23 protein-coding genes and 1 pseudogene are annotated in these 26,883 nt (G+C 73.6%); 19 read left to right on the top strand and 5 right to left on the bottom strand.

Annotated features, from left to right (window positions below):
* Positions 1-91: 91 nt before the first annotated feature.
* The 13 genes from ACZ52C_RS32945 (at position 92) to ACZ52C_RS32885 (ending at position 13,746) form a co-directional block, all read left to right on the top strand.
* Positions 92-1,357, top strand: a complete 1,266-nt coding sequence (locus ACZ52C_RS32945) for an ABC transporter substrate-binding protein (RefSeq protein WP_469078200.1) — start codon at positions 92-94, stop codon at positions 1,355-1,357.
* A gap of 199 nt (positions 1,358-1,556) precedes the next feature.
* A complete protein-coding gene (locus tag ACZ52C_RS32940) occupies positions 1,557-3,203 on the top strand; it encodes a glycoside hydrolase family 13 protein (RefSeq protein WP_469078199.1) in 1,647 nt (548 codons plus the stop codon).
* A 101-nt stretch (positions 3,204-3,304) separates the two neighbouring features.
* Entirely contained in the window at positions 3,305-4,639 is a 1,335-nt protein-coding gene (locus tag ACZ52C_RS32935) for an ABC transporter substrate-binding protein (protein ID WP_469078198.1), read from the top strand.
* A 5-nt stretch (positions 4,640-4,644) separates the two neighbouring features.
* Positions 4,645-6,000 (top strand): ABC transporter permease subunit, encoded by a 1,356-nt coding sequence (locus ACZ52C_RS32930; protein WP_469078197.1) that lies wholly within the window; start codon positions 4,645-4,647, stop codon positions 5,998-6,000.
* Entirely contained in the window at positions 5,997-6,842 is an 846-nt protein-coding gene (locus tag ACZ52C_RS32925; protein WP_469078196.1) for a carbohydrate ABC transporter permease, read from the top strand. The genes ACZ52C_RS32930 and ACZ52C_RS32925 overlap by 4 nt, the downstream gene beginning before the upstream one ends.
* Positions 6,843-6,954: 112 nt before the next feature.
* A complete protein-coding gene (locus ACZ52C_RS32920) occupies positions 6,955-7,455 on the top strand; it encodes a hypothetical protein (protein WP_469078195.1) in 501 nt (166 codons plus the stop codon).
* Positions 7,452-7,805 (top strand): transcriptional regulator, encoded by a 354-nt coding sequence (locus tag ACZ52C_RS32915; RefSeq protein WP_469078194.1) that lies wholly within the window; start codon positions 7,452-7,454, stop codon positions 7,803-7,805. The genes ACZ52C_RS32920 and ACZ52C_RS32915 overlap by 4 nt, the downstream gene beginning before the upstream one ends.
* Entirely contained in the window at positions 7,802-8,710 is a 909-nt protein-coding gene (locus ACZ52C_RS32910; protein WP_469078193.1) for an ABC transporter ATP-binding protein, read from the top strand. The genes ACZ52C_RS32915 and ACZ52C_RS32910 overlap by 4 nt, the downstream gene beginning before the upstream one ends.
* Before the next feature lie 11 nt (positions 8,711-8,721).
* Positions 8,722-9,573, top strand: coding sequence for an ABC transporter permease (locus ACZ52C_RS32905; RefSeq protein ID WP_469078192.1), 852 nt, complete (start codon positions 8,722-8,724; stop codon positions 9,571-9,573).
* Between the two features lie 124 nt (positions 9,574-9,697).
* Positions 9,698-10,888 carry an alginate lyase family protein gene (locus ACZ52C_RS32900; protein WP_469078191.1) on the top strand — a complete coding sequence of 397 codons (1,191 nt, stop codon included), beginning with the start codon at positions 9,698-9,700 and terminating at the stop codon, positions 10,886-10,888.
* A 204-nt stretch (positions 10,889-11,092) separates the two neighbouring features.
* Complete coding sequence (locus ACZ52C_RS32895; RefSeq protein WP_469078190.1) at positions 11,093-12,244, top strand: tetratricopeptide repeat protein; 1,152 nt, start codon at positions 11,093-11,095, stop codon at positions 12,242-12,244.
* On the top strand, positions 12,241-13,284 hold the full coding sequence (locus tag ACZ52C_RS32890; protein WP_469078189.1) for a polyprenyl synthetase family protein: 1,044 nt from the start codon (positions 12,241-12,243) through the stop codon (positions 13,282-13,284). Before ACZ52C_RS32895 ends, ACZ52C_RS32890 begins: the two co-directional genes overlap by 4 nt.
* Before the next feature lie 123 nt (positions 13,285-13,407).
* Entirely contained in the window at positions 13,408-13,746 is a 339-nt protein-coding gene (locus ACZ52C_RS32885; RefSeq protein WP_469078188.1) for a hypothetical protein, read from the top strand.
* Positions 13,747-13,761: 15 nt separating this feature from the next.
* On the opposite strand, the gene ACZ52C_RS32880 is transcribed toward ACZ52C_RS32885, so the two are convergent.
* The 4 genes from ACZ52C_RS32880 to ACZ52C_RS32865 all read right to left on the bottom strand — a co-directional run bounded on the left by ACZ52C_RS32880 (position 13,762) and on the right by ACZ52C_RS32865 (position 18,167).
* Entirely contained in the window at positions 13,762-15,348 is a 1,587-nt protein-coding gene (locus ACZ52C_RS32880; RefSeq protein WP_469078187.1) for an FAD-dependent oxidoreductase, read from the bottom strand.
* Complete coding sequence (locus tag ACZ52C_RS32875) at positions 15,345-16,073, bottom strand: methyltransferase domain-containing protein (RefSeq protein WP_469078186.1); 729 nt, start codon at positions 16,071-16,073, stop codon at positions 15,345-15,347. Before ACZ52C_RS32875 ends, ACZ52C_RS32880 begins: the two co-directional genes overlap by 4 nt.
* A gap of 41 nt (positions 16,074-16,114) precedes the next feature.
* A complete protein-coding gene (locus ACZ52C_RS32870; RefSeq protein WP_469078185.1) occupies positions 16,115-17,350 on the bottom strand; it encodes a lycopene cyclase family protein in 1,236 nt (411 codons plus the stop codon).
* A 190-nt stretch (positions 17,351-17,540) separates the two neighbouring features.
* Entirely contained in the window at positions 17,541-18,167 is a 627-nt protein-coding gene (locus ACZ52C_RS32865; protein WP_469078184.1) for an RNA polymerase sigma factor, read from the bottom strand.
* 318 nt (positions 18,168-18,485) lie between these two features.
* Between ACZ52C_RS32865 and ACZ52C_RS32860 the strand changes: the two genes are divergently transcribed.
* From ACZ52C_RS32860 to ACZ52C_RS32840, 5 genes and pseudogenes are all read left to right on the top strand, one after another.
* Positions 18,486-19,751: a polyprenyl synthetase family protein gene (locus ACZ52C_RS32860; RefSeq protein WP_469078183.1), complete on the top strand. Its 1,266-nt coding sequence runs from the start codon at positions 18,486-18,488 to the stop codon at positions 19,749-19,751.
* Positions 19,748-21,292 carry a phytoene desaturase gene (locus ACZ52C_RS32855; RefSeq protein ID WP_469078182.1) on the top strand — a complete coding sequence of 515 codons (1,545 nt, stop codon included), beginning with the start codon at positions 19,748-19,750 and terminating at the stop codon, positions 21,290-21,292. Before ACZ52C_RS32860 ends, ACZ52C_RS32855 begins: the two co-directional genes overlap by 4 nt.
* Entirely contained in the window at positions 21,289-22,395 is a 1,107-nt protein-coding gene (locus ACZ52C_RS32850; RefSeq protein WP_469078181.1) for a phytoene/squalene synthase family protein, read from the top strand. Before ACZ52C_RS32855 ends, ACZ52C_RS32850 begins: the two co-directional genes overlap by 4 nt.
* Positions 22,392-23,396 (top strand): DUF5914 domain-containing protein, encoded by a 1,005-nt coding sequence (locus tag ACZ52C_RS32845; RefSeq protein ID WP_469078180.1) that lies wholly within the window; start codon positions 22,392-22,394, stop codon positions 23,394-23,396. Before ACZ52C_RS32850 ends, ACZ52C_RS32845 begins: the two co-directional genes overlap by 4 nt.
* A 65-nt stretch (positions 23,397-23,461) precedes the next feature.
* Positions 23,462-24,346: pseudogene (locus ACZ52C_RS32840) on the top strand (B12-binding domain-containing protein).
* Positions 24,347-24,421: 75 nt separating this feature from the next.
* On the opposite strand, the gene ACZ52C_RS32835 reads toward ACZ52C_RS32840, so the two are convergent.
* Complete coding sequence (locus ACZ52C_RS32835) at positions 24,422-25,069, bottom strand: class I SAM-dependent methyltransferase (protein ID WP_469078179.1); 648 nt, start codon at positions 25,067-25,069, stop codon at positions 24,422-24,424.
* A 147-nt stretch (positions 25,070-25,216) separates the two neighbouring features.
* Here ACZ52C_RS32835 and pgm point away from each other — a divergent pair, with 147 nt between their 5' ends.
* On the top strand, positions 25,217-26,857 hold the full coding sequence (gene pgm, locus ACZ52C_RS32830; RefSeq protein WP_469078178.1) for a phosphoglucomutase (alpha-D-glucose-1,6-bisphosphate-dependent): 1,641 nt from the start codon (positions 25,217-25,219) through the stop codon (positions 26,855-26,857).
* Positions 26,858-26,883: the final 26 nt, after the last annotated feature.

Raw genomic sequence — 26,883 nt, 5'->3', positions numbered from 1 at the left:
TCCAGGCCCTAGTATCGCCCATACCTAACAGGTATACATGGCCTCTGACTCCGGGCGACGGTGCCCGGCGCCGGTGTACTGGGAGGAACCTATGCGGTGGATACGCGCCGCCGGTAGGGGCCTTCTCGTCCTCGCGGTCGTTCTGGCCGGTTACGGTGCCTCCGGCGCGCAGGCCGACGGCGGACTCAGGGGCCGGGGTCCGCTGACCCTCGCCACCGCGGGCGATCTCACCGGCTATCTCGGCCCGCTCCTCGCGGGCTGGAACCGCGCCCACCCCGGGGAGAAGGTCACCCTCGTCGAACTGCCGGACTCCGCCGACGAGACCCGCGCCCAGATGATCACCGATCTGCGCGCCGGCGCGCGCGGCCGGTTCGACGTGCTCAACATCGACGTCACCTGGACCTCGGAGTTCGCCGCCGCCGACTGGATCCGCCCGCTGCCGAGGAACCGTTTCCCGCTCGGCAGCTTCCTCCCGCCGGTCGTGGACACGGCGACGTACGACGGACAGCTCTACGCCGTCCCGTACGTCACCAACGCCGGCCTCCTCCTCTACCGCTCGGACGTCCTCGCGGCGGAGGGCGTCCCGCCGCCGCGCACCTGGGCCGAACTGGAACGCTCGGCGAAGACCGTCGCGCCCCGGCACGGACTCGGCGGCTACGCGGGCCAGTTCCTGCCCTACGAGGGCCTCACCGTCAACGCGGCCGAGGCCGTGTACTCGGCGGGCGGCACCATCCTCGGCGACGAGGGCGAACGCGTCACCGTCGGCTCGGCGGCACGCGAGGGGATCGGCTTCCTCGCCCGCGGTGTGCGCGAGGGCTGGATCCCCCGGGAGGCGCTGGAGTACAAGGAGGAGGAGTCCAGACAGGCGTTCCAGGACGGCCGGCTGCTCTTCCTGCGCAACTGGCCCTACGCCTACGTCAGCGCCTCCGCCGAGGGCTCCGCGGTCGCCGGGAAGATCGGCGCCGTGCCGCTGCCCGGCCCGAACGGCCCCGGCACCAGTGTGCTCGGCGGCTCCAACCTGGCCGTCAGCAGCCACGCCGAGCACCCCGACACCGCCGCGCGCCTGATCGCGTACCTCACCGGCGAGCGCGTCCAGCGGCAGGTCCTCACCCGGGGCGCGCTGCCTCCCGTACGCGCGGAGCTGTACGAGGACCCGGAGCTGGTGCGCGAGTTCCCGTACCTGCCGACGCTGCGCGCGAGCGTTCTCGCGGCGGCGCCCCGGCCGAAGAGCCCGCGGTACGACCAGGTCAGCATGGTCGTGCAGGCGGTCGTGCACGACGCCATGGCCGGACACCGGACCCCCGAGGAGTCCGTGCGCCGACTGACCCGCGAACTCGCGGCGATCTCCCGCGGCTAGGGGACCCCTAGGCCATCGCTCACCCCTCCCTAGTTACATGTTAGGTAACGCGGATGTCTCACATGGCATTCAGCTGCCCTGATAAATCCTTATTTGTCTCCCCGACTTCCCGGTAGCTTCCGTCGACTCGTTGACACCTCCGCGACATCCCTACCTAACATGCATGCATAACCGTCAGGTCGCACAGACAGGTCAACGGGTGAGCTCCAAGCACATCGACACACGTCGCTGGTGGCGCGACGCAGTGATCTACCAGGTGTACGTCCGCAGCTTCCTGGACAGCACGGGCGACGGCGTCGGCGATCTCGCCGGGGTCAGGGCCGGACTGCCGTACCTGAGGAAACTGGGCGTCGACGGGATCTGGCTGAGCCCCTTCTACCCCTCGCCGCAGCACGACCACGGCTACGACGTCGCCGACTACCGCGACGTCGACCCGCTCTTCGGCGACCTCGCCGAGTTCGACCTGCTCGTGGCGGACGCCCGGCGGCTGGGCATCAAGGTGCTGCTCGACATCGTCCCCAACCACTGCTCCAGCGAGCACCCCTGGTTCCGCGAGGCGCTCGTCGCACCGCCCGGCGGCGCGGCCCGCTCCCGCTTCCACTTCGCCGACGGCCGGGGACCGGACGGCGCCGAACCGCCCAACAACTGGCACGCCATGTTCGGCGGCCCCGCCTGGTCCCGCGTCACCGAGACCGACGGCCGCCCCGGCCAGTGGTACCTGCACATGTTCACGCCCGAGCAGCCCGACTGGAACTGGCGTGACGCCGAGGTCGGCGCGTACTTCGACGGCGTCCTGCGTTTCTGGCTCGACCGGGGCGTCGACGGCTTCCGCATCGACGTCGCCGCCGGGCTCTTCAAGCACCCCGAACTGCCCGACTCCCCGGACCCCGAGGCCGACGCCCGCACCCGCGACTCGGTCAACCCGCTCGCCTGGAACCAGCCCGAGGTCCACGACGTGTGGCGGCACTGGCGCGCGGTGTGCGAGGAGTACACCGCGCACGACGGCCGCGAACGGCTCCTGGTCGGCGAGGTCTCCGTCCCGACGGCCCGCGAACACGCCCGGTACGTCCGCCCCGACGAACTGCACCAGGCCTTCTTCTTCGACCTGCTGAGCGCCTCCTGGGACGCCGACGCCTTCCGCAAGGTCATCACCGAGGCCATGCAGGACATCGCCGGCACCGGCTCGACCGTCACCTGGGTCCTGAACAACCACGACCAGGTCCGCACCGTCACCCGCTACGGCGAACCGGCCACCGAGGGCAGCGGCCTCGGCGCCGCCCGCGCCCGCGCCGCCGCCCTGCTGATGCTGGCCCTGCCCGGCGCGGCGTACATCTACCAGGGCGAGGAGCTGGGCCTGCCCGAGGTGGTCGACCTGCCCGACGACGTGCTCACCGACCCCATCTTCCGCCGCACCGGAAGCCGCGCCCGCATCCGCGACGGCTGCCGCGTCCCGCTGCCGTGGTCCGGACAGGCCTCACCCTTCGGCTTCACCTCCGGAGTCGAGGGCGCCAAGCCCTGGCTGCCGCAGCCCGACTACTTCGCCGAGTACGCCACCGACCGCGCCCTCGCCGACACCCGCTCCTTCTGGCACCTGTACCGCGACGGACTGCAACTGCGCGCGGCCCTGCCCCAGTTGGGCGAGGGATCGCTGCGCTGGCTGGACACCCAGCCCGACGTCCTCGGCTTCGTCCGCGGCGACGGCCTCGTCTGCGCGGTCAACTTCGGTACGGCACCCGCGTCGGCGCCCGTCCCCGGCACCCCGCTGCTGTCCAGTGGCCCCTGCCCGGCCGGGGTCCTCCCCGGCGCCACGGCCGCCTGGTGGATCGGCGACGACACCGCTTCCTGAGCCCCACACCCCCCTCACCCCCAGCACCCTCCGCACCGGCCGTGATCCGTCCCGGCCGCCCGCTCCATCACCTTGCGACACTTTCCGAAGGGACATCGACGATGATGCGACCACGTACCACCCTGCCCGCGAGCTGTAGCGCCCTCGTCCTCACGCTGGCGCTCGGCGCGACCGCGTGCGGGGGAGGGGGGCCCGTCGCCGCGGGCGGCGGAGACAGGACGCTCGACGGCCAGACCGTCTCCGTCGCCGGCGTCTGGTCCGGCACCGAGCAGAAGAACTTCCAGAAGGTCCTGGACGCCTTCACCGAGAAGACCGGCGCCAAGACCCAGTTCGTCTCCACCGGCGACAACGTCTCCACCGTCGTCGGCAGCAAGATCGAGGGCGGCAACGCCCCCGACGTGGTGATGGTCCCGCAGGTCGGCGTGCTCCAGCAGTTCGCCGAGGCGGGCTGGCTCAAGCCGCTGTCCGCCGCCGCGACCAAGTCCGTCGACGCCCACTACGCCGACGTCTGGAAGGACTACGGCAGCGTCGACGACACCCTCTACGGCCTGTACTTCAAGGCGGCCCACAAGTCGACCGTCTGGTACAGCCCCGACGCCCTCGACCAGGCCGGCGTCCAGCCGCCGAAGACGTACGAGGAGATGCTGAAGGCCGGGCGGACCGTCTCCGACTCGGGCCTCGCCGCGTTCTCCGTCGCCGGACAGGACGGCTGGACGCTCACCGACTGGTTCGAGAACGTCTACCTCTCCCAGGCCGGGCCCGAGAAGTACGACGCCCTCGCCGCACACGAGCTGAAGTGGACCGACCGGAGCGTGGTCGACGCCCTCACCACTCTCGGCGACCTGTTCTCGGACGAGCAGCTCCTGGCGGGCGGACAGAAGGGCGCCCTGAACACCGACTTCCCCGGCTCCGTCGAGAAGGTCTTCGGGCCCGAGCCCGAGGCCGGCATGGTCTACGAGGGCGACTTCGTCGCCGGTGTCGCCAAGGACCAGTTCGGCCGCAAGATCGGCGAGGACGCGGACTTCTTCCCCTTCCCGCCGGTCGGCGGCGGGAAGGCGCCCGTGGTCAGCGGCGGTGACGCGGCCGTCGTCCTGAAGGACGGCAAGAACACCGAGGCCGGCATGGCCCTCCTGGAGTACCTGGCGACCCCCGAGGCCGCCGCCGTGTGGGCGGAGGCGGGCGGCTTCCTGTCCCCGAACAAGGGACTCGACCTCTCCGCCTACGGCGACGACGTCACCCGTACCACCGCCAAGTCCCTGATCGCGGCCGGGGACACGGTCCGCTTCGACATGTCCGACCAGGCACCGGCCGCGTTCGGCGGGACCAAGGGCGCGGGGGAGTGGAAGATCCTCCAGGACTTCCTGCGTGACCCCTCCGACCCGGAGGCGACCGCGGACCGGCTGGAGAACGCCGCGGCCAAGGCCCACAAGGACTGACCGCGATGACCGCCACACTCACGAAGGTGGCCGGTCCGCCCGCCGCCGGAAGCGCCGCCCCCGAGCGGCGCTCCCGGCGGCGGGGCCGGATCGTCGCCCTCCTCTTCGTCCTCCCCGCGCTGCTCCTGCTGGGCGCCCTCGTCCTCTACCCGGTGCTGTTCTCGGTCGGCCGCAGCTTCTTCGACGCCTCCGGCACCCGGTTCGTGGGCGGCGACAACTACACCGAGATGTTCCGTGACCCGGCCACCCTCAAGGCCGTGCGCAACACCACCGTCTGGGTCGTGGTGGCGCCCGCTCTGCTCACCGGGCTGGGACTGATCCTCGCCGTCCTCGTCGAGAAGGTCCGCTGGGCGACGGCGTTCAAGCTGCTGCTCTTCATGCCGATGGCCGTCTCCTTCCTGGCCGCCGGCATCATCTTCCGGCTCGCCTACGACGAGGACCCCGACAAGGGCGTCCTCAACGCGGCGGTGGTCGGCGTCCACGACGCCTTCCGGGGCACCTCCTCCTACCCCACGGCCCGCGCCCGCGAGGACCAGGGCCTCACCGCCGGCGGCGACGGCTCGTACCGTACGACCGCCACCGTGTCGCCCGGTGACACGGTCGCCCTCGGTCTGGTCGGCGTCGCGCCGAAGGACCTCGACGGCGCGGAACCCGCCCGCGCGGCGGCGGCCCGGGCGGCGGGCCCCGACGAGCTGCGCGGCGTCGTCTACCTGGACTTCACCCCCGGCGGGGGAGGGAAGCAGGGCGAGGTGGACCGCCGGGAGAGCGGACTGCCGGCCATGAAGGTCGAGGCGGTGCGGGACGGGAGGACGGTCGCGAGCACGACCACGGCGGCCGACGGCTCCTTCCGCTTCCCGGACCTGGAGGCGGGCTCGTACACGGTCACGCTCCCCGGTTCGAACTTCGCCCCGCCCTACGAGGGCATCTCCTGGCTCGGTCCGACGCTCGTCACCCCCGCCGTCATCGGCGCCTACCTGTGGATCTGGACCGGCTTCGCGATGGTGCTCATCGGCGCCGGGCTGTCGACCCTGCCACGGGACACGCTGGAGGCGGCGCGGATGGACGGCGCCAACGAGTGGCAGGTGTTCCGCCGGATCACCGTGCCGCTGCTGGCCCCGGTCCTGACCGTGGTCTTCGTGACCCTCGTCATCAACGTGATGAAGGTCTTCGACCTCGTCTACATCATCGCGCCCGGACCGGTGCAGGAGGACGCCACCGTGCTCGCCACCCAGATGTGGCTGGTCTCCTTTGGCGGCGGCAACGACCAGGGGCTCGGCAGCGCGCTCGGTGTCCTGCTCCTCCTGCTGGTCGTCCCCGCGATGGTCTTCAACGTCCGCCGCTTCAAAGGAAGTCAGCGATGAACGTCACCGCGCTCAGGCGGGCGCTCGGCAACAGTCTCGTGCAGGCCTTCCTCGTGGTCGTCGGCCTGATCTGGCTCACCCCGCTCGCCGGACTGCTCCTGTCGTCCCTGCGCTCCACCGAGGACACGGCCCGGGGCGGCTGGTGGACGGCGCTCGCCAGTCCCGGCCGGCTGTCGTTCGACAACTACTCCGCGTTGCTGGGCAACTCCGGTATCACCCGGGCGTTCTGGAACACGGTCCTGATCTCGGTGCCCACGACCGTCCTCGTCGTCGTCATCGCGGCCCTCGCCGGATACGCCTTCGCCTGGCTGGACTTCCCCGGCCGGGACCCGCTCTTCCTGCTGGTGGTCGCCCTGTTGGTGGTGCCGGTCCAGATCGGTCTGCTGCCGGTGGCCAAACTCTTCGGCCAGCTGGGGCTGTTCGGCACCATCCCGGGGGTCGTCCTCTTCCACGTCTCCTACGGGCTGCCGTTCGCGATCTTCCTGCTGCGGAACTACTTCGCCGAGATGCCGAAGGAGATGCTGGAGGCGGCCCGGATGGACGGGGGCGGCGAGTGGCGCATCTTCACCCGTCTCGTCCTGCCCGTGGGCCGGCCGGCCATCGCCAGCCTCGCCATCTTCCAGTTCCTGTGGGTGTGGAACGACATGCTGGTGGCGCTCCTGTTCGCCGACAGCTCGGCACAGCCGCTGACCGTGGAACTCCAGTCACAGATCAGGCAGTTCGGCAGCAACATCGACGTCCTGGCCCCCGGTGCCTTCCTCTCCCTGATCGTGCCGGTCGCCGTGTTCTTCGCCTTCCAGCGGCACTTCGTCCAGGGGGTGATGGCGGGATCCGTGAAGTGACGCCGTGGGCACGGCGGTTGTGGCGCGTTCCCGACTTGCCCATCGGGAAAGTCGGGGGCTAACTTTCCTCCTGGGAAAGTCGAGTTGGCGCGGGAGGGCGAGGGACGTGGGCATGCCGGTGGACGCCGAACAGGCATGGAGGGATCTGCAACGCATCCGGGTGCCGCAGGAGCGGGTGTACGACGAGTTCGAGCACACCGTGTCCGGCGGGCGCGGCACGACCTACGGCACGGCCGCGCTCATGTGGGTGTTCCTGGCCGGCGTGGGCATGGACCTGCCCCAGTGGGGCGTCGGACTGTTCGTGGCCGCCTACGTCGGCCTGTTGGGCCTGCTGGTCGTGATGAGCGGCCGCAGGAGTCGGATGCGGCTGCACCACACGCGCTGCCCTGGGCGCATGTGGGCCGCGTTCGGAGCGGCGGCGGTGCTGGTCGGCGGGACGATCGTGCTGTCGGACCACCTGACAGAGTCACTGGCGCCGATCCACGCCGCCCCCGTCCAGGCCACGGCCGCGGTGGCCGTGTACCTGCTCTCCCTCGGTCCCGCCAACCGCTGGGCGGCCGAATCGGTTCGGCGCGGCGGCGAACCGGCGGCGGACGAGGAGGCGAGTCGATGAGCACCCCCAGAGGCTTCGACGAGTTGATCCACCCCGCCACCCGGCTCTCGGTGGTCGCGCTGCTCGCCGCCACCGAATGGGCGGACTTCGCGTTCGTCCGCGACAGCCTCTCGCTCAGCGACTCCGCCCTCTCCAAACAACTGCACACCCTGGAGGAGGCCGGATACCTGGAGCTGCGCAAGGAGGGCGGCGGCCGCAGGCGGCGCACCCGGGTACGGCTGACGGACCGGGGCCGCGCCGCCTTCGAGGGGCATGTCGCGGCGCTCCGGGCGATCGTCGAGGGCGCCGGCTCCCCGACCGCGACGGACACCTCGGCACGACAGGGACAGCACGCGGAGGCCGGACGATGAAGGGGCACACCGACGCACGGACCGTCGTCCACGCGCGCGACGTGACGATGTCGTACGGCGCCCTCGACGTCCTGCGTGGTGTCGACCTGGACATCCGCCGAGGCGAGGTCTTCGCGCTGCTCGGCCCGAACGGGGCCGGGAAGACCACCACCGTCGAGATCCTGGAGGGCTTCCGACGGCGTTCGGCCGGCGAGGTGAGCGTCCTCGGGACGGACCCGGAGCGGGGCGACGACGCGTGGCGAGCCCGGATCGGACTGGTCCTGCAGTCCTGGCGCGGCCACCGCGGCTGGCGGGTCGCCGAACTGCTGACGCACTTCGCGACGTACTACCCCAACCCGCGCGACCCGGCCGAACTGCTCGAACTGGTCGGCCTCACCGAGCAGGCCGGCCGGCAGGTGGGCCGGCTGTCCGGCGGCCAGCGCCGGCGGCTGGACGTCGCGCTCGGCATAGTCGGCCGCCCCGAACTCCTCTTCCTGGACGAGCCGACCGCCGGCTTCGACCCGGAGGCGCGGCACGAGTTCCACGGCCTGGTGGAACGGCTGGCCCGCGACGAAGGCGTCACCGTCCTGCTCACCACCCACGACCTGGCGGAGGCCGAGCGGCTCGCGGACCGGATCGCCATGCTGGTCGGCGGCCGGATCCGGGCCTGCGGCACCCCCGCGGAACTGGCCCGGCGCGCCGCCGCCCGAGCCGAGGTCCGCTGGACGGCCGGCGACGGTACGTCCCGCCGCGAACGCACCGAGGACCCCTCCCGGCTGGTCTGGGAGCTCCACCGGCACGCGGACGGCCCGATCGCCGACCTGGAGGTCCGCCGCCCCACGCTGGAGGACACCTATCTGCACATGGTGCACCGGGAGGCCGACGGTGCGGACCGCGCCGTGGACGAGGAGGCGGGGGTCGCGTGAAAGGGTCACCCATGACGAACACGTGGCGTGCCGGGCTCCAGCGCGGCGGCATCGAGCTGCGGCACTTCGTGCGCAGCGGCAAGGAGATGTCCAGCCATCTGACCAACGTGGTCGTCGCGCTGCTCGTCGCCGCCTGGATCGGCGACGACGTGCCCGGCACCCGGACCCCCATGTCCCATCTGGTGCTGGCGGGTTTCGCCGCCTACCTGCTGTTCCAGATCGGTCTGATCAACCTCCCGCAGATACTCGTGACCGAGCGGGAGGAGGGCGCCCTGCTGCGGCTGCGTGCCACGCCCGGCGGGATACCGGCCTATCTCGTCGCCAAGTCCGTGCTGGTGGTCGTGGTGTCGGTCGGCACGCTGGCGCTTCTCCTCGGGGCCGCGGCGCTGCTGGTGGACGGGCCGCTGCCGCGGGGGCCGGGCGGCTGGCTGACGCTGCTGTGGGTCACCACGCTCGGTCTGCTCGCCGTCGTACCGCTCGGCGCGGCCATAGGCGCCGTACTGCCCAATCCCCGTGAGGCGCTGGCGTTGATCATGCTGCCGACGATGGGGCTGCTGCTCACCTCGGGGGTGGTCTTCCCCCTCACCGTGCTGCCCGTGCCGGTCCAGCAGGTGGCCGCGGTCTTCCCACTCAAGTGGATGGCGCAGGGCCTGCGTTCGGCACTGCTCCCGGACTCGGCACGGGCCGCCGAGACGGCCGGCTCCTGGGAACTGCCCCTGGTCGCCCTGGTGCTGACCGCCTGGGCCGTGCTGGGCTTCCTCCTCGCGGTCCCCCTGCTGCGCCGCGCGGCCCGCCGCGAGTCCGGCTCCCGGCTGGCCGCGCGCCACCGCCGGGCGGAACGGAGCGGCGCGCCGTCCGCCTAGCCGGTGGGCGCGCCCCACCTGTTGACATGTGCACGGTTGATTTCTATGGTCCGGACCAAGCTTCTGTATTCGGAACGACGTTCTCATTCCTGAACGAATTTTCCTGAACGGAAGAGGTCACCGGATGTCACGCACCAGAACCGCCCTGCTCGGTGTACTCGCCCTGCTGGCCGGGCTGTTGAGCGTCCAGTTCACCGGCCCGGCCCCACGCGCGGAGGCCGCCCCGGCCGCCTTCGCCCACCCCGGTGTGCTGGTGAGCCGGGGTCAGCTCGACCATGCCCGGTCGAAGGTGCAGGCCGGCCGGCAGCCGTGGAAGGCCGCCTACGACGCCATGATGGCCAGCCCCTACGCCTCCCTGTCGCGTCCCGCCACACCGCGGCCCGTCGTCGAGTGCGGCTCCTCGTCCAACCCCAACAACGGCTGCACCGACGAGCGCCAGGACGCCGTCGCCGCCTACACGCAGGCGCTCGCCTGGTACTTCACCCGCGACAGCCGGCATGCCAGGAAGGCCGTCGAGATCATGGACGCCTGGTCCGCCACCATCACCGACCACACCAACAGCAACGCCCCGCTGCAGACCGGCTGGGCCGGTTCCACCTGGCCGCGCGCCGCCGAGATCATCAAGTACACCTACGACGGCGGCTGGCCGGGCGCGAACCGTTTCGCGACCATGCTGCGCGACGTGTACCTCCCCGAGGTGATCAACGGCGCCCCGACCAAGAACGGGAACTGGGAACTGGTCATGACCGAGGCGGCGCTCGGCATCGCCGTCTTCATCGAGGACCGCGCCGCCTACGACAAGGCCGTCGCCACCTATCTCGCCCGCGTACCGGCGTACGTCTACCTGAACGGCGACGGCGACCTGCCCGAGCCGCCCGCCGGCAGCAGCATCGACACCCGTGCCGAGATCGTCAAGTACTGGCAGGGGCAGAGCACCTTCACCGACGGCCTCGCCCAGGAGACCTGCCGCGACTTCGGGCACACCGGCTGGGGCATCGCCTCCCTCGCCAACATCGCGGAGACCAGCCGGATCCAGGGCCAGGACCTCTACCCCAGGATCCAGGACCGGCTCCGCCACGCGCTGGGCTTCCACACGTCCTACGAGAACGGCACCGCCGTGCCCTCCTGGCTGTGCGGCGGCTCGGTCGCCCAGGGGCTCGGCCGGGTCACCGAGGTCGGCTTCAACGCCCTCCACCACCGCCTCGGCATCGCGATGTCCCGCACCCAGAAGTACACCGAGGCCCACCGGCCCTCGGGCACGGACAGCTACTTCAACGCCTGGACGACGCTCACACACGCGGAGAACCCCAACTGAGCGCCGCCCGCCGATGGTTGGCGGCCGGCCGGTGCCGTGCCGCCCGGTGAGGTGATCTGCGCCTCACGAGCAACCCTCTCGGCGCGCACGGCATCTTGATCGGTGACGGACGCCGCCCCGGCTCCTGGGGCGGCGTTGATTTTCGCTCTCTATACACGGCATGTATACACAGCGTGTATAGGGCGCATCCACCGAAAGGGTTCCATGTACGGCAAGGCGTTCGCGCCCGAATACCAAGGCGCTCTGACCACCCTGTCCGTGAATTCCTCCCTGACCGAGGTACTGGCGGCCGGCACACGGCAGTTGAGAGAGGCCGAGCGCGCCGGGGAGCACGGCGAGGCGGCACGCTCCGGACTCGCCGTGGCCGAGGCGCACCGCCGGCTGGGGCAGATCGGTGAGGCGGACCGGGCGTGGAAGGCGAGTTATCGCGCGGCCAGAGCGGTGGGGGACACGGGAGCGATGGCCTGGGCCCTGTGGAGCGGTGGCACGCTGGCCCGGCAACGAGGCTCGTTCGCCCTGGCCCGGCGGCTCCTCGGACTGGCGGCCGAACTGGGCGAACGGGGCGGCGACATCGTCGTGCGCGGCTACTCCCTCGCGGGACTGGCCGAGACGGGGCGGATCCAGGGCGACTACGAGGCCGTCGCCCAGCTGCACGAACAGCTGCTGGCCGAGGCCCGGCGACGCGGGGAGGCGCGCCACACGGTGTGGGCGCTGGAGGGCATCGCGCAGATCCACCGCCAACGGGGCTCCTACGACACCGCCTACGCGATGTTCGAAGAGGCGGCCCTGATAGCCGCGGGCGCCGACGACCGGCGCGGCCACGCCTGGGCACTGCGCGGGCTCGCCGACATCGTCTCGGCACGGGACGGGGACGTCGAGCGGGCGCTCGTCCTGCTGTCGGAGGCCGAGGAGATGTGCCGGGAGATGCGGCTGTCCAGCGCGCTGGCCTACAACCACAAGATGCGTGGCAACGTCCTCTACCGGGCGGGGCGTCATGCCGAGGCACGGGACACCTACGAACGCGCCCTCGCGGAGTTCCGTGAGATGAGCGAGCCACGCGGGCAGGCACTGTCCAGGCTGGGGCTGGTCAAGTCCCTCGCCCGACTGGGCCGGAACCCCGCCGAGACCGCTTCGGAACTCGCCGATCTGGCGCGGGAGCTGGAGCGGATCGGACTCCGGCACGCGCGGCAGATGGTGGAGCGCGCACGGGACGAGCTCGGCCTGCGGGACGAAGACGAACATGCTCTGCGGGACCAGGGCGAACTCCCCGCACACGACCAGGCGCGCCCTGACGACCAGGCGCACCGCGGAGCGCGGACCGCCGAGCGCGGTGTCCGGGCGGAGGCCGTACGGTGACCCCGCTCTCCTCCGCCCTGCGGGCACCGACCGACGTCCCCCTCGTGCTGGCACGCTGCCGCGAGCTGGTGCGTCCGGCCCTGCGGGACGCGGTCGGGCGGATGCACCCCTGGGTGGGTGAGATGGCCGCGTACTCCTTCGGCTGGTGCGAGGTGGGTGGCGCCCCGGCCCCGGCGGCCGCGCCCGGGGGAAAGGGAGTGCGACAGGCACTGGCCGTGCTCGGCGCCGAGGCGGTGGGCGCCGCCGGATCGGCCGGGGTGCCCGCGGCGGTCGCGGTGGAGTTGGTGCACACCTTCTCGCTGCTGCACGACGACATCATGGACGGTGACACGGCCCGCCGCCGTCGCCCCGCCGTCTGGGCGGCCTACGGCACGGGGCCCGCGGTTCTCGCGGGCGACGCCCTGTTCGCGCTGGCCGTCGAGACGCTCGCGGCCACCGGGGCGGGTCCCACCGCGCTGCGCGTGCTGTCGGCGGCGCTGGGCGACCTGGTGCACGGTCAGGCCGAGGACCTGCTGTTCACCACGCGCCCCTGGACGGGGCCCGAGCGGGTGCGGCCCGCGGAGTACCGGGCGATGGCCGAGGGCAAGACCGGGGCCCTGCTCGGCAGCGCGGCCGCGCTCGGCGCACTGCTGGGCGGCGGCCCGCCGCACGTGGTCTCGGCGCTCGACCGGGCCGGCCGCCGTCTCGGCCTGGCGTTCCAGATCGTCGACGATGTGCTGGGCATCTGGGGCGACCCCGAGGTCACCGGCAAACCCGTGCACGGCGATCTTCGGGAGCGCAAGAAGACCCTCCCCGTCCTGGCCGCGCTCGACTCCCCGACCACCGAGGCGCGGCGTCTGGCCGTGCTCCTGGAGTCGGGGGCGGACCCCGAAGAGGCGGCCGGCCTCGTCGAGGCGGCCGGCGGCAGGACGGCGGCTCTGGACGAGGCACGGGCGCACATCGCCGCCGCGGACGCCGAACTGGCCGACGTCCTGCCGGAGGGCGGCGCCGGGGACGAGTTGCGGGCGCTGTCGCGGTACCTGGTGCTGCGTGACCTCTGAGCAGCGGGTCTTCGCCTCCGGCGGCGCCGACCGCCGGGGCGCGCCTCGCCCCCGCGTACGTCCGTGGCGTGTTCTCCACATGTGACCGGTGAGCCGGGGACGGATGCGGGTACACGGGGCGCCATGACGCCGAGGAAAGACCATCTGATGCCGCCGCCCGTCGTGCGGCAACTGCGACGCATCCGAGCCTTCTACGCGACCGCCGCCGTCCTGTGGGCGGCGTCGGCGGCCGAGGAAGGGTGGACGCGTCCCGGAAGCCAGCCCATGTGGGTGTCCGTGGTGCTTCTGTTGGTCTTCACCGGGCTGTTGTCCCTGACGTCCCTGTGGCTACGGCGTCACCGGTCCGCCGAAGCGGGCCCGACGGACGCCCGGACAGCCGGCGCGTCGACACGCGTGTCGGCGCGGGCCCGCCTCGTCCAACAGCTCAGGACCATGGGCGCGGGGCCCGCGGCGGAACGGTGACCCTCGCGCCCGCCGTCACGGCCGAACCGACCCCCGCCCCCGCGCCGGTTGCGCCGTCCGGGCGAGCCGGCGCAGCAGGGTGCCGCGGCCGCCGTCGGGAACGGTCCACAGGGTCTGGCCCCTGACCCCCCACCGCTCCAGCAGCGCGTTGGCGGCGAGGAATCCGCTCGTGGCCGCCCGCTCCATCAGAGCGACCGGGAGGCCGGTGCGGACCAGATCCCCGGCCACCACCAGGGCGGGGTCGCTGGTGCGGACCGTGGGCCGGTCGCCGTACCCGCCGACCGGGAACAGCGGGCAGTCGGCCCGCCACTCGTGCCGTTCGTCCAGCACCCTCGCCGCCCGCGTCTCGGGGTACACCCGGTGCAACTGCTCCAGCAGACGCTTCTGTTCGACATCCCGGGGCGAGCCGTCGGACAGGGCGTAGGCGTGCAGTTCCACGACGGATCCGCCGGTGCGGGCGGCCCAGCGCGCGGCCTCGCCCTCCCACCGGTCGAGCACGCTGACGTTGTCGAGCGTGCCGTACCCGGCGGTGCCCAGGAAGCCGGGACGGCCGGCGGCGACGGGGCGGTCCAGCCACAGACGGGAGACCAGGAACGGCGGCGCGCCGCGCAGGGCCGCCACCCGCTCGCGCCACGCCGTGTCCGCCAGCCGCGGGGAACCTTGGACGAGCGAGCGGAGGCCGCCCGTTTCCAGGGCCAGGACGACCGCGTCGTACCGGCGTTCCTCCTCACCCGCGGCGACGAGGAAGCCGCCGTCGGGCGTGGGCTCGACCGCCTCGACCGGGGTTCCGGTGTGCAGGTCGGCCCCGTGGCCGCGCAGATAGGCGGCGAGGGGGTCCCACAGGGCGGTGGGGAAGGGCTCGTCGGGGACGTCGAACAGGAGCCCTTCCGCCGAGCCGAGGAAGTAGATGTGGAACATGAGGACCATCTCGGCCGCGGACAGTTCGCGCGGATCGGCGAAGAAGCTGCGGGAGAACACCTCGAACGCGAGGTGCTGCGCGGCCTCGGGGAACCGGATCGCGTCGAGGAAGTCGCGGGCGCTGACGTGGTCGAGGCGGGTGTGGACGTCGGGGACCCGCACGTCCAGCAGCGGCAGCGCGGCGACCGGGTGCATCCGGACCAGGTCCCGGAGCCCGAAGGAGGGGCTGAGGGCGACGAAGCCCAGCACGCTCCACGGCGGGGTGCGCGGGACGTGCCGGAAGCTGTCGTGGAGACCGTCGGCGTGTCGCAGGGGGTAGTCGGGCAGCGCGCGCAGGCGGGTCAGGCCGGGGTCGGTCCGCCGCAGCAGTCCGCGGAGGTTGTAGTACTGGCGGAAGAACGCGTGGAAGCCGCGGCTCATGGTGACGGTGGTCCCGTCGGACAGCACGGTCGGCCGGCCCGCCAGCCGTCCGCCGAGGACCTGCTCCCGTTCGTGGAGGGTGACCCGCACCCCGCGCTCCGCGAGGGCGGTCGCGGCGGCCAGCCCGGCGATACCGCCCCCGACGACAGCGGTCGTCGGCGGCCGGTCGCCCATGAAGCGCGGGGCACCCGGTACCGCGTTCACCCTGCGGACCCGCCGGTCCCTGCCCGGCCGCAGCGGGTCGCCGCCCCGGCGGGCCCTCATCGGCCGTCCTCGGCGGTGGCGGGCCGGCGGGCGACGATCGTGTGCGTGATGCCGGTCTGCCATCCGGGCAGGGGCAGGACCCGTACGGCTTCGAAGTCATGGGAGCGGACCCGTGCGGCGAAGTCGCCGGCGGTGTCGAACTCCACCACGCTGCGCCACAGATGGCGGTAGAGGTCGCCGTCGCCGAGGGCGGTGGCGACGGGCAGGACCAGGCCACGGCACACCCCGGTCCACACGGCCCGGTCGAGGGGCCGGCCGCTGAGGGTGTACTCGTGCACCGCCAGGCGGCCTCGGGGGGCCAGGACGTCCCGCACGGTCGACAGGACGCCGTCGGGATCGGTGACGTTCCGGAAGAGATAGGCGGCGAACACGGCTTCGAACGGGCCTTCCACACCAGCCTCCGCCAGCCGCTCGGCGGGCGCGCACACGAAGTTCACCCCCGCGTGCCAGGGCTTGCGGGCCGCACGCTCCAGCATGCCCGCCGAGGCGTCCACCGCGGTGATCTCGGCCTCGGGGAGAACGGCGGTGAGCGCGGCGGTCGACGCACCGGTACCGCAGCCGAGGTCCAGGACACGCAGACCGGCCCCCCGCCCGGGCAGCCCGAGACGGCGCGCAGAGCGGCGCAACTGGCTGTGATAGCCGGGGTTGGCGGACACCAGCGTGTCGTAGCTGCGCGAGGCGTGGTCGAAGGCGGCGGCCAGGTCCTCGTCGCGGAGCAGCGTCATGGGATCTCCTCGGTCTGGTGCACGGAAGGTCGCCGTGCCGGTCATGGGCGGCCGGGGCCGCGGTCCGGGAACGGTCCGCCGGAGAAGGGCTGCTCGGCGGATCCGCGGGGCAGCCAGGACAGTTCCACCGCGGAGCGGAGCATCGGCAGCACGGGCGTGCGCAGGCCGAGGGCGAGATCCTCGTGCAGGCGGGTGCTCCCGTCCAGGAACCGCAGCAGCCGTTCCGCCGGCACCCGCGAGAACAGCCGGGTGAAGAAGGCGGCGCCGTCGACCCGGCCGCTGTCCAGGGCCCTCAGCAGCACCGCGTCCATCGCGCGCGAGCGGGCCGAGTGGGCGGGGGGAGGCGACGGGTTCCGGCCCGCGCGCAGCGCCGCGGCGATCGCCCGGGTCTGCCGCTGGATCGCGGAGAACGTATAGCCCGTCGACGGCCGCGTGGCGCCTCCGGCCGTGCCGATACGGAACACCGAGGGCCCCGACCGGCGGTCGAAGCGGGCGTCGGTCATGGGGATCACCCCGCTCTCCGTCGCGACGACCTCGAAGTCGCCCAGGCCGAGCACGTCCTCGCTGTAGCGGCGCAGCGCGGTGTCGTAGGAGTCGCGGGGCAGGACGGCACCGGAGAACTCGGTGTACTCCACCAGCGCCCGCTCGGGGCCGGTGGGCAGGACGTAGCCGAAGGCGAGCCCGCCGGGCGGCTGCGGCACCCGGAAGTCCATGAACTCCACCGTGCCGCTGTCGAAGACGGGGCGGCCGGTGCGGACGAACCAGCCGTGGAAGTGCTGCAACAGGGTGGTGCGGGCGGCGGGCAGGCTCCCGAGGGGCCGGGAGTCGAAGACCCAGCAGGCGCGGACGGTCACGGGGGAGCCGTCGCCGGACCGGGCGCGGATCTCGGCCCCTCCGGCGACGCCGTCCACCGTCTCCACGGCCGCTTCCAGCCGGCGCACCTCCTCGGCGCGGGACAGGTGGCGCGTGACGAGGTCCTCGAAGTCGTCGGAGCGGAGCATCTTGTAGGTCAGGGGTGTGATGTCCTCCTGGAGGATCCGGCCCTCGGGGGTACGCATCCGCAGCCGCCGCCAGACGGCGCTGAGGGCGTCGTCGTAGGGGCCGGGTCCCTTCTCCCAGAAGCACCAGGTGCGGCTCGGGGGACGCAGTGGGCCGGGGGGCGCGTCCAGCAGGATCACCGACAGGCGCCGGGCGCCGGGGGCGCGCCGGGACAGCCGGTGGGCCAGGGACAGGCCGGCCGCGCCGGCGCCCACGATGGCCACGTCAGCTTCCAGCACCTGCGGCTCCCTCCTCGTCGTCGTGTGCCTCGCGTGCGGTCGGCCCCGCGCAAGCTTTCCGTCTCGGGGGCGGCCTCGGTGGCAGGCACGACCGATGGGGAGCGGTTTCCCCGCGGGGCGCGGACATCGCACGGCACTCCGGATACAGCCGGTGCGACGAACCCGCATCGATCGCGCATCGATTTGCCGGTCACGCCGAACGGTCCAGGACCCCTTCCTCCCGGAGCCGGTGGCCCAGGCTCCGCAGTCCGCGCCGTGCGTGGCTCTTGACGGTGCCCAGCGGCCAGCCGGTGACCTCGGCGATCTGGGTCTGCGTCAGGTCGTCGTAGAAGGCCAGGGTCAGCACCAGGCGCTGCGGGGCCGGGATCCGGGTGAACTCGCGGTCGATCAGGACCCGGTCGAGCACGGCGTCGGGCAGCGTGTCCGCGCGTGCGGGCGCCTCCGCCATGCGCGCCCCGGCCGCCGCCACGAGCTCGGCCCGCCGCGTCCGCGCCGCCAGCGCGTCGGCGATCTTGCGCCGGGTGATGCCGACCAGCCAGGCGCCCAGGGGGCCGCGCTCCGGGGCGTACCCGGCGCGACCGCGCCACGCGGCGAGGAAGACGGACTGCCTGACGTCCTCCGCCTCCCGGGCGTCGCCGAGCGAGCGCCTGGCCAGGGTGAACACCAGGGGGCCCCACCGGTGGTAGACGGCGGTCAGGCCGCCCTCGTCCCCGGCGACGAAACCGGCGGCCAGGTCCTCGCACGCGGCGGAGTCGTCCGCCGGGGCGCCGGGCGGCACCCCGGCGGGGGTCTGCCTGGTGGCCTGCTGTGCAGTCATGGCGTCTGCTCCTTGTGCGGGCTGGGTCCGTCGCGCCCAGGGGTGACGGGCGTGCTTGCCGGGGCACCCGTTCCGTTCGAGCCGGGCTCCGGTCGCCGGCTCCTGCAACTCCTCCACCCTGCGAGGGACGAACCGAGGGAGACAACTTGCATCGCCTGTGCAGCGGTTTGCGTCGGACCGTCGCGCGCCGGTCGTACGCGCGGCGCTCGGAGCGCGAACCGGCCGCACCTTTTCACTCCTCCGGCGCATCCGTGCGCGCCTCCGCCACGGAAGGCGTTGAAGCAGACACCGCTGTTGCCGGCGACGGAAGGAACCCTGATGGGCCCCAGCGACGCGAAGGACCACCCCGCGGCTGCGTCACCGCCCGGGGCCTCTGAGGAGGCCCCGTCACAGGTACCGGCCGACGCGAGCGAACCGCACGCCGTCGACCGCGACGTGCCCGGCGCCGTGCGACGTGTACTGGAGGGCCTCCTCGCGGAGCGCACCGAACGGGCCGCCGCGCTCGACCCGGTCTTCGCTGAGGACCTGGCCGAGCGCGTCGCACGCTTCGCCCTGGACGGAGGCAAGCTCATGCGCCCGCGCTTCGTCTGGTGGGCCCTGCGCGCCTGCGGGGGAGGGGCCGCCGAGACGGAGGCCGCCCTGCGCATCGGCGCCGCCCTCGAACTGATCCAGACCTGCGCGCTCGTCCACGACGACGTCATGGACGGCTCCCGGCTGCGTCGCGGACGGCTCGCCCTGCACGCCGACGTCGCCGCGCAGTACGCCGACGTCACGGAGCCGGCCCATGGAGCGCGGTTCGGGGAGGCGGCAGCGATCCTCGCCGGAGACCTGGCCCTTGCCTGGGCCGACGACATCGTTGCCGACACCAGGACGGCACCGGCCGCGGAGCGCGCCGTCCGCGAGCTGTGGAGCACCATGCGCACCGAGATGGTGGCCGGGCAGTACCTGGACATCCAGGGCCAGGCCACCTCCTCCAGGTCCCTGGCCCGCGCGATCCGCGCCGCCTGCCTGAAGAGCGCCCTGTACTCGGTGGAGCGCCCCCTGGCCCTCGGCGCCGCGCTGGCCGGCGCGGACGCCGCACGCACCCGGGCCCTGTGCTCGGCCGGCCGGTGCGTCGGCATCGCCTTCCAGCTCCGGGACGACCTCGGCGACGTCTTCGGCGGCCCCCGGCACACAGGCAAACCCACCGGCGGCGACATCCGGGCCGGCAAGCCCACCTACCTCGTCGCCGTGGCACAGGCGCGGGCCGAGGCGACCGACGACCGGCGCGCCCTCGCGCTGCTGCGCCGGTCCCTCGGCCGCGCCGATCTGTCCGAGCACCGTCTCGCCGAGGTCCGCGACGTCCTGGTCCGCACCGGCGCCCGTGACATCGTCGAGGCGAAGATCGGCCGACTCGTCGCCCAGGGTCTGCGTCATCTGGAGTCCGCCCCGCTGGAGGCGGAGGGCAGGCTGCGGCTGCGGGAACTGCTGCACACCACCGCCGGCGACCCGCCACCACCGTCCCCGTCCTCCGCCCCGCACGGCCCCCTGGACGGCGTGCCGGTCTCGCTTCTGCTGGGCGCCGCCGAGGGAGCCGCCCGATGACCAGGACCGTTCCCGGGCGCACCGACCACGTCGTGGTCGTCGGCGCCGGACTCTCCGGCCTGGCGGCCACCCTGCACCTCCTCGGCGCCGGCCGCCGGGTCACCCTCGTCGAGCGCGACACGCTGCCCGGCGGGCGCGCCGGACGCCTGGAGCGCGGCGGCTACCGCATCGACACCGGCCCCACCGTGCTGACCATGCCCGACCTCGCCGACGAGGCCTTCGCCGCCGTGGGCACGAGCCTGCGCGAGCGGGTCGACCTCATCCCCCTGCACCCCGCCTACCGGGCCCTGTTCGCCGACGGCACCGGCATCGACGTCCACACCGACGCCGACGCCATGGAGGCCGAGGTCGAACGCTTCGCGGGCGCCGGGGAGGCCGCGGGCTACCGGCGGCTGCGCGGCTGGCTGGAGCGGCTGTACCGGGCGCAGATGAGGCGCTTCATCGACACCAACTTCGACTCCCCCCTCCAACTGCTCACCCCGGACCTCGCACGGCTCGCCGCGCTCGGTGGCTTCGGACGGCTGGACGCGCGGATCGGCCGCCATCTGCGCGACGAACGACTGCGGCGGGTCTTCTCCTTCCAGGCGCTGTACGCGGGCGTCCCACCGGCGCGGGCACTCGCCGCGTACGCCGTGATCGCCTACATGGACACCGTGGCCGGGGTGTACTTCCCCCGCGGCGGGATGCACGCCCTGCCGCGGGCCATGGCCGACGCCGCCACCGAGGCGGGCGCCGACCTGCGGTTCGGGCACGATGTCCTCCGGCTGGAACGCTCCGGCGACCGCGTCACCGCCGTGGTCACCGCGCACGAACGCATCCCGTGCGACGCCGTGGTCCTCACGCCCGACCTGCCCGTCGCCTACGCCCTCCTCGGCCGGCCGCCCCGCCGTCCGCTGCGGATCAGACACGCGCCGTCGGCCGTCGTCCTGCACGCCGGCACCGACCGGACCTGGCCCGAACTCGCCCACCACACCCTGTCCTTCGGCACCGAGTGGCGCCGCACCTTCGACGAACTCACCCGCACCGGCGACCTGATGAGCGACCCGTCGCTGCTCATCACCCGCCCCACCGCCACCGACCCGACGCTCGCCCCGCCGGGCCACCACCTGCACTACATCCTCGCGCCCTGCCCCAACACCGACATCGGCCCCGACGCCGCCGCGTGGGGCGACCTCGCTCCCCGCTACCGCGACAGCGTCCTCGGGGAGCTGGAACGACGCGGCCTCGACGGCCTCGCCGACGCCGTCCAGGAACAGGCCCTCGTCACCCCGGCCGACTGGCACGCCCAGGGGCACGCCGCGGGCACCCCCTTCTCCGCCGCCCACACCTTCGCGCAGACCGGCCCGTTCCGGCCGCGCAACCTCGTACGCGGCACCGCCAACGCCGTACTCGCCGGCTGCGGCACCACCCCCGGCGTCGGCGTGCCGACCGTCCTGCTGTCCGGCAAGCTCGCCGCCGCCCGGATCACCGGCCGGCACACGGCCCCCGCCCCCAGCCGCCGGCGCACCGCGTCGGCCGCACCGGAAGGAACCCCCTCATGACCGCCCGTGAACTCGACGCGGCGGGCATCACCGAGCCGGTGCTGCGCGACGCCTACGCACGCTGCCGCCGCCTCAACGCCCGGCACGGCAGGACCTACTTCCTCGCCACCCGGCTGCTGCCCGTGGAACGCCGCCCCGCCGTGCACGCGCTCTACGGGTTCGCCCGCTGGGCCGACGACATCGTCGACTCCCTGGACACCGACGCGCCGCCGCACCGCCGCGCGGCGGACCTCGCACTCCTCCACGAACGCCTGGAGCGCGGCCTGCGCGACGGCGACGCCCGAAGCGGAGACGGGGGTGACGCCGTCGAGCCGGTCGTCCTCGCGCTCGCCGACACCGCCCGGCGCTACGCCATCGACCACCGGCACTTCGGCGACTTCATGGCCTCCATGCGCAGCGACCTGGAGGTCACCGACTACCCGACCTACGCCGACCTGCGCGCCTACATGCACGGCTCCGCCGCCGTGATCGGGCTCCAGATGCTGCCGATCCTCGGGACGGTCGTCCCGCGCGAGGAGGCCGCCCCGCACGCCGCCGCCCTCGGCGTGGCCTTCCAGCTGACCAACTTCCTGCGCGACGTCGGCGAGGACCTCGACCGGGGCCGCCTCTACCTGCCCGCCGACCTGCTCGGCGCGCACGGAGTGGACCGGGAGCTGCTGTCGTGGAGCCGCCGCACCGGCCGGCACGACCCGCGGATCACCGAGGCGCTGCGGGCCTTCGAGGACCTCACCCGGGGCGTCTACCGCGCGGCCGCCCCCGGCCTCGCCCTGCTCGACCCCGTCTCCCGCCCCTGCGTCCGCACCGCGTTCGTGCTGTACGGCGGCATCCTGGACGCCGTCGCCCGCGACGGGTACGCCGTGCTGCACCACCGGTCCGTGGTCCCCCGGCGCCGGCGCGCCGTGGTGGCCGTCGACGGGCTCGTCCGTCTGGCGGCGGCACGGGCGGCCACCCGTACGGCGGCGCACGCCGGGACACGGCGGACGGCGGCGCGCGCCGGGGCACGGCGGACGGAACAGCCGGCGCCGGACGTGACGCCCGCCGCCGGACACGAGCCGCCCGCCGTCACCGTCCTGCCGAAACCGCTCCACGAGGAGGTCGCGTGAGCCCCCGACGTCCCGACCGCCGCCGACGGTATCCCCTGTCCCTGCGCCGCGACCCGGTGCCCTGGGAACGGCAGCGGCCCACCTGGCGCGAGGCCCGCCCGGCCGTGATCGCCGAAGCCCTCAAGCGCGCGCAGGCCCGCCCCTCGGGCAACTGGTACGTCGTCGGTGCGACCCGGGACATCCGGGACGACCGCCCGCTGGCCCGGACGATCGCCGGCCACGAGGTCGTCGTATGGCGAGCCGCGGACGGCCGCCTCGTCGCCGGGCCCGGCATCTGCCCCCATCTGGGCGCGCCCCTGAAGGACAGCCCAGTGCGCTGCGGCACCCTGCTGTGCCACTGGCACGGACTCGCCCTGGACGGCGGCCCGTTCGCCGGCTGGGAGCCGCTGCCCGCCCACGACGACGGCGTGCTGGTGTGGGTGCGACTGGACGACGTGGGCGGGGAGTCACCGCTCGAAGCGCCGGTGGTGCCGACCCGGCCCGCCCGCGCGGCCTCGCTGACGGCGGTCTACGTCGGGGTCGGCGTCTGCGAGCCGGAGGACGTGGTCGCCAACCGGCTCGACCCGTGGCACGGCGCCTGGTTCCACCCGTACTCCTTCGTCGATCTGACGGTCGTCGACGCGCCCGCCGGGGAGGAGGACGGGTTCACGGTCGACGTGTCCTTCCGGCTCGGCGGGCGACTCGTCGTGCCGGTGCGGGCGGTGTTCACGGCGCCCGAGCCGCGCACGGTCCTCATGCGCATCACCGAGGGCGAGGGGGTGGGCTCGGTGGTGGAGACCCATGCGACACCGCTCGCCCCCGACGACCGGGGCAGGCCCCGGACGGCCGTGGTGGAGGCCGTCGTGGCCGCCTCGGACCGGCCCGGGTTCGCCCTGGCCCGCAAGGCGGCACCGCTGCTGCGGCCCCTCGTACGGGCCGCCGCGGGCCGCCTGTGGCGCGACGACCTCGCCTACGCGGAGCGGCGCCGGCACCTGCGCTCCACGGGCCGCTTCCCCGGCTGACCGGGCGGGGCGCACACAGGGAGTGGAAGAAGGAGCGGAAGAGGGAGTGGAAGGAGGTAGGAACCATGTCGGACCTGCCCGCGCCCGGCTCTGCCACCTCTGCCACCTCCGCCGCCTCCGTCCTGAGCCGCCCCGCCGCCCCGCTCGCACCGGAGCCGGGCGGCGGGCCGTCGGCGGAGCCGGGCGCGGACCTGCCCCGGCACGGGGTGACCACGGGCTTCCTCGCGCGCAGGCTGGGTGTGTCGCCGACGACGCAGCGCTCCTGGGACCGCCGCTACGGCCTGGGGCCCGCCGTACGGGCCGAAGGCCGCCGGCGCCGCTGGTCGCCCGGTGACGTCGACGCCCCCGCACTAGCCGCCCCGGCCGTCCAGGAACGACTCCGGGCCGTGGTGCGCGCCCACGGGCTCGTGGTCGCGTGGGAGGAGGTGATGGCGCCCACGCTACGCGCGGTCGGCCGCAAGTGGGAGTCCTGCGGCGACCGGTACGTGGAGGTCGAGCACCTGTTGTCCTGGCACATCTCCACCACGCTGCGGCACGTGTACCTCTCGGCGCCGCCGCCGGGGGAAGGCCGCGCCCGCCCTGCCGGCCTGTCTGCCCGACGGACACCACACGCTGCCGCTGGAGGCGCTCGCCGCCGCGCCGGCGGAGCGGCACGTCCCGGTGCTGATGCTCGGTGGGGCGGTCCCGGCCGAGGCACTGGACGGAGCCGTACGACGGGTCGCCCCGGCTGCCGTCGCGCTGTGGGCGCAGTCGCGGCCCACCGCCGCCCTGCCGCCGGCCCAGCGCGTCGCGGCGACCCGCTGGGGGATCCGGGGCGCGCGCAGACACAGTCCCGTCTGCTGTGCGGCCCGGGGTGGGGCCGCCGTACCCCGGAGGAACTGCTGCGGCCTTCCGGACTGCACAACGCGGTGACCACGCTCGTCCCGCTCTCCGCGTCGACGCGACCGTGAGCGTCGGCGCGGCCGTGAGCGTCGGCGCGGCCGAGAGCGTCGGCGCGGTGGGGGCCGCGCCTCAGGCGCCGGTCATCAGTCGCCGGTCCCGTCGCGTCGGCAGTACAGGAAGAGATGGGGCTCGGGACCGGCGTCCGGATGGTCCGGGGCGAAGACGGCGTCGTGGCGGGACAGGACCGTCAGCCCCGCCGCCTCCGCCATGGCGACGACGCCCTCCTCGGCGAAGCTGGTCGCGCGGACCGGCCGGCCCATGAAGACCACCTCGACGTCCTCCACGTCCGCGGGCACGGTGGCCAGCACCAGATGCCCGCCCGGCCGGAGGGCGCGGGCGAGGCGCCGCGTCAGCGCCGACTGCTCGGCACGGGTCATCTGCAACAGCGAGAAGAACACGCACACGCCGTCGAACGTGTCGGCTTCCAGAGGCAGTTCGCGGATGTCGCCGCGGCGGAACTCGGCCCCGGGGACCTGCCGGGCGGCGATGTCGACCATGACGGGCGAGACGTCGACGCCCACCACGGAGTGGCCCGCCTCGACCAGCGCGGCCGCCGTCGGCCGGCCGGTGCCGCTGCCCACGTCCAGCGTCCGCGCGGCCGGCGGAAGCCGCTCGATCAGCCACCGGAGGGCGGACAGATGGGCGGGAGCATGGGCGAACGCCTTCTCGTAGGCGGGGCCCAGCGCGTCGAACAGCACGGCGGCGGGCGGCCGTTGGTCCTCGTGACTCACGTCGACGTCCCTTCGCTCACCGACCCGTATCGTCGCACCCGCCGCGCACGGCCACAACGGGTGCCAGGTGCGCGTGCGTCCCGACGGGCCCGGCAGGGGAGAATGAGCTCCGTACTCAACGGTCGACCTTTGCGGAGGAGCGGGGAAATGCAGAACGCGCGAGCGGGACAGGTCGCCGGGCCCGAGGACCTCATCGACGTGGCCCGTCTGGTCACGGCGTACTACGCGCTCCATCCCGACCCGGCCGAGCCCGGGCAGCGGGTGGCGTTCGGGACCTCGGGACACCGCGGCTCCTCCCTCGCGGCGGCGTTCAACGAGGACCACATCGCCGCCACCAGCCAGGCCATCTGCGAATACCGCGCCGCCCAGGGCACCGACGGCCCCCTCTTCCTCGGCGCCGACACCCACGCCCTGTCCGAGCCCGCGCGGATCACGGCACTGGAGGTCTTCGCCGCCAACGACGTGACCGTCCTCATCGACCAGGCCGACGGCTACACACCCACTCCGGCGGTCTCGCTCGCCATCCTCACCCACAACCGCGGCCGTACGTCCGGTCTCGCGGACGGTGTGGTGGTCACCCCCTCGCACAACCCGCCCGCCGACGGCGGCTTCAAGTACAACCCGCCGAGCGGCGGACCGGCCGGTTCCGAAGCGACCTCCTGGATCCAGGACCGGGCCAACGACATCATCGCGGGCGGCCTGAAGGACGTACGGCGCATCCCGTACGCCCGTGCCCTGGCCGCCCCCGGCACCGGCCGCCACGACTTCCTCGGGGCCTACGTGGCGGACCTGCCGAGCGTCCTGGACCTGGACGCGATCCGGGCCGCCGGTGTACGCATCGGCGCCGACCCGCTCGGCGGCGCCTCGGTCGCCTACTGGGGCCGCATCGCCGAGCAGCACCGGCTCGACCTCACGGTGGTGAACCCGCTCACCGACCCCACCTGGCGCTTCATGACGCTGGACTGGGACGGCAAGATCCGCATGGACTGCTCCTCCCCGTACGCCATGGCCTCCCTCATCGAGAGGCGCGACCGGTTCGACATCGCCACCGGCAACGACGCCGACGCCGACCGGCACGGGATCGTCACGCCGGACGGGGGCCTGATGAACCCCAACCACTATCTGGCCGTGGCGATCTCGTACCTCTTCTCGCACCGCGAGCAGTGGCCGGCGGGCGCCGGGATCGGCAAGACCCTGGTGTCGTCCAGCATGATCGACCGGGTCGCCGCCGACGTCGGCCGCGAGCTGGTCGAAGTCCCGGTCGGCTTCAAGTGGTTCGTGGACGGCCTGTCCGACGGCAGCCTCGGCTTCGGCGGCGAGGAGTCGGCCGGCGCGTCCTTCCTGCGCCGCGACGGGTCGGTGTGGACCACCGACAAGGACGGCATCATCCTGGCGCTGCTCGCCTCGGAGATCACGGCCGTCACCGGCAAGACCCCCTCGCAGCACTACGCCCTGCTCACCGAACGGTTCGGCGCCCCCGCCTACGCGCGCGTCGACGCCCCGGCGTCCCGCGAGGAGAAGGCGCTGCTCGCCAAGCTGTCCCCGAGCCAGGTCACCGCCGACACCCTCGCCGGTGAGCCGGTGACCTCGGTCCTCACCGAAGCCCCCGGCAACGGCGCCGCCCTCGGCGGCATCAAGGTCGCCACGGCCAACGCCTGGTTCGCCGCCCGACCTTCGGGCACGGAGGACGTCTACAAGATCTACGGCGAGTCCTTCCTCGGCCCGGACCACCTGCGCCGTGTCCAGGACGAGGCCAGGTCGGTGGTGCTCACGGCCCTGGGCGGCTGACACGCACGAACCGCACGGCCCGAACC

The sequence above is a fragment of the Streptomyces sp. NPDC034049 genome, from assembly GCF_055575575.1.
This window is presented reverse-complemented; position numbering and strand designations above follow the sequence as displayed.

What these genes read in the sequence shown, in the direction of transcription:
- ACZ52C_RS32925 (WP_469078196.1), top strand. Translation starts at nt 5,997, where the DNA reads ATGAACGTCACCGCGCTCAGGCGGGCGCTCGGCAACAGTCTCGTGCAG.
- ACZ52C_RS32880 (WP_469078187.1), bottom strand. Translation starts at nt 15,348, where the DNA reads ATGAGGGCCCGCCGGGGCGGCGACCCGCTGCGGCCGGGCAGGGACCGG.
- ACZ52C_RS32905 (WP_469078192.1), top strand. Translation starts at nt 8,722, where the DNA reads ATGACGAACACGTGGCGTGCCGGGCTCCAGCGCGGCGGCATCGAGCTG.
- ACZ52C_RS32910 (WP_469078193.1), top strand. Translation starts at nt 7,802, where the DNA reads ATGAAGGGGCACACCGACGCACGGACCGTCGTCCACGCGCGCGACGTG.
- ACZ52C_RS32885 (WP_469078188.1), top strand. Translation starts at nt 13,408, where the DNA reads ATGACGCCGAGGAAAGACCATCTGATGCCGCCGCCCGTCGTGCGGCAA.
- ACZ52C_RS32920 (WP_469078195.1), top strand. Translation starts at nt 6,955, where the DNA reads ATGCCGGTGGACGCCGAACAGGCATGGAGGGATCTGCAACGCATCCGG.
- ACZ52C_RS32875 (WP_469078186.1), bottom strand. Translation starts at nt 16,073, where the DNA reads ATGACGCTGCTCCGCGACGAGGACCTGGCCGCCGCCTTCGACCACGCC.
- ACZ52C_RS32900 (WP_469078191.1), top strand. Translation starts at nt 9,698, where the DNA reads ATGTCACGCACCAGAACCGCCCTGCTCGGTGTACTCGCCCTGCTGGCC.
- ACZ52C_RS32935 (WP_469078198.1), top strand. Translation starts at nt 3,305, where the DNA reads ATGATGCGACCACGTACCACCCTGCCCGCGAGCTGTAGCGCCCTCGTC.
- ACZ52C_RS32850 (WP_469078181.1), top strand. Translation starts at nt 21,289, where the DNA reads ATGACCGCCCGTGAACTCGACGCGGCGGGCATCACCGAGCCGGTGCTG.
- ACZ52C_RS32860 (WP_469078183.1), top strand. Translation starts at nt 18,486, where the DNA reads ATGGGCCCCAGCGACGCGAAGGACCACCCCGCGGCTGCGTCACCGCCC.
- ACZ52C_RS32915 (WP_469078194.1), top strand. Translation starts at nt 7,452, where the DNA reads ATGAGCACCCCCAGAGGCTTCGACGAGTTGATCCACCCCGCCACCCGG.
- ACZ52C_RS32895 (WP_469078190.1), top strand. Translation starts at nt 11,093, where the DNA reads ATGTACGGCAAGGCGTTCGCGCCCGAATACCAAGGCGCTCTGACCACC.
- ACZ52C_RS32865 (WP_469078184.1), bottom strand. Translation starts at nt 18,167, where the DNA reads ATGACTGCACAGCAGGCCACCAGGCAGACCCCCGCCGGGGTGCCGCCC.
- pgm (WP_469078178.1), top strand. Translation starts at nt 25,217, where the DNA reads ATGCAGAACGCGCGAGCGGGACAGGTCGCCGGGCCCGAGGACCTCATC.
- ACZ52C_RS32945 (WP_469078200.1), top strand. Translation starts at nt 92, where the DNA reads ATGCGGTGGATACGCGCCGCCGGTAGGGGCCTTCTCGTCCTCGCGGTC.
- ACZ52C_RS32930 (WP_469078197.1), top strand. Translation starts at nt 4,645, where the DNA reads ATGACCGCCACACTCACGAAGGTGGCCGGTCCGCCCGCCGCCGGAAGC.
- ACZ52C_RS32855 (WP_469078182.1), top strand. Translation starts at nt 19,748, where the DNA reads ATGACCAGGACCGTTCCCGGGCGCACCGACCACGTCGTGGTCGTCGGC.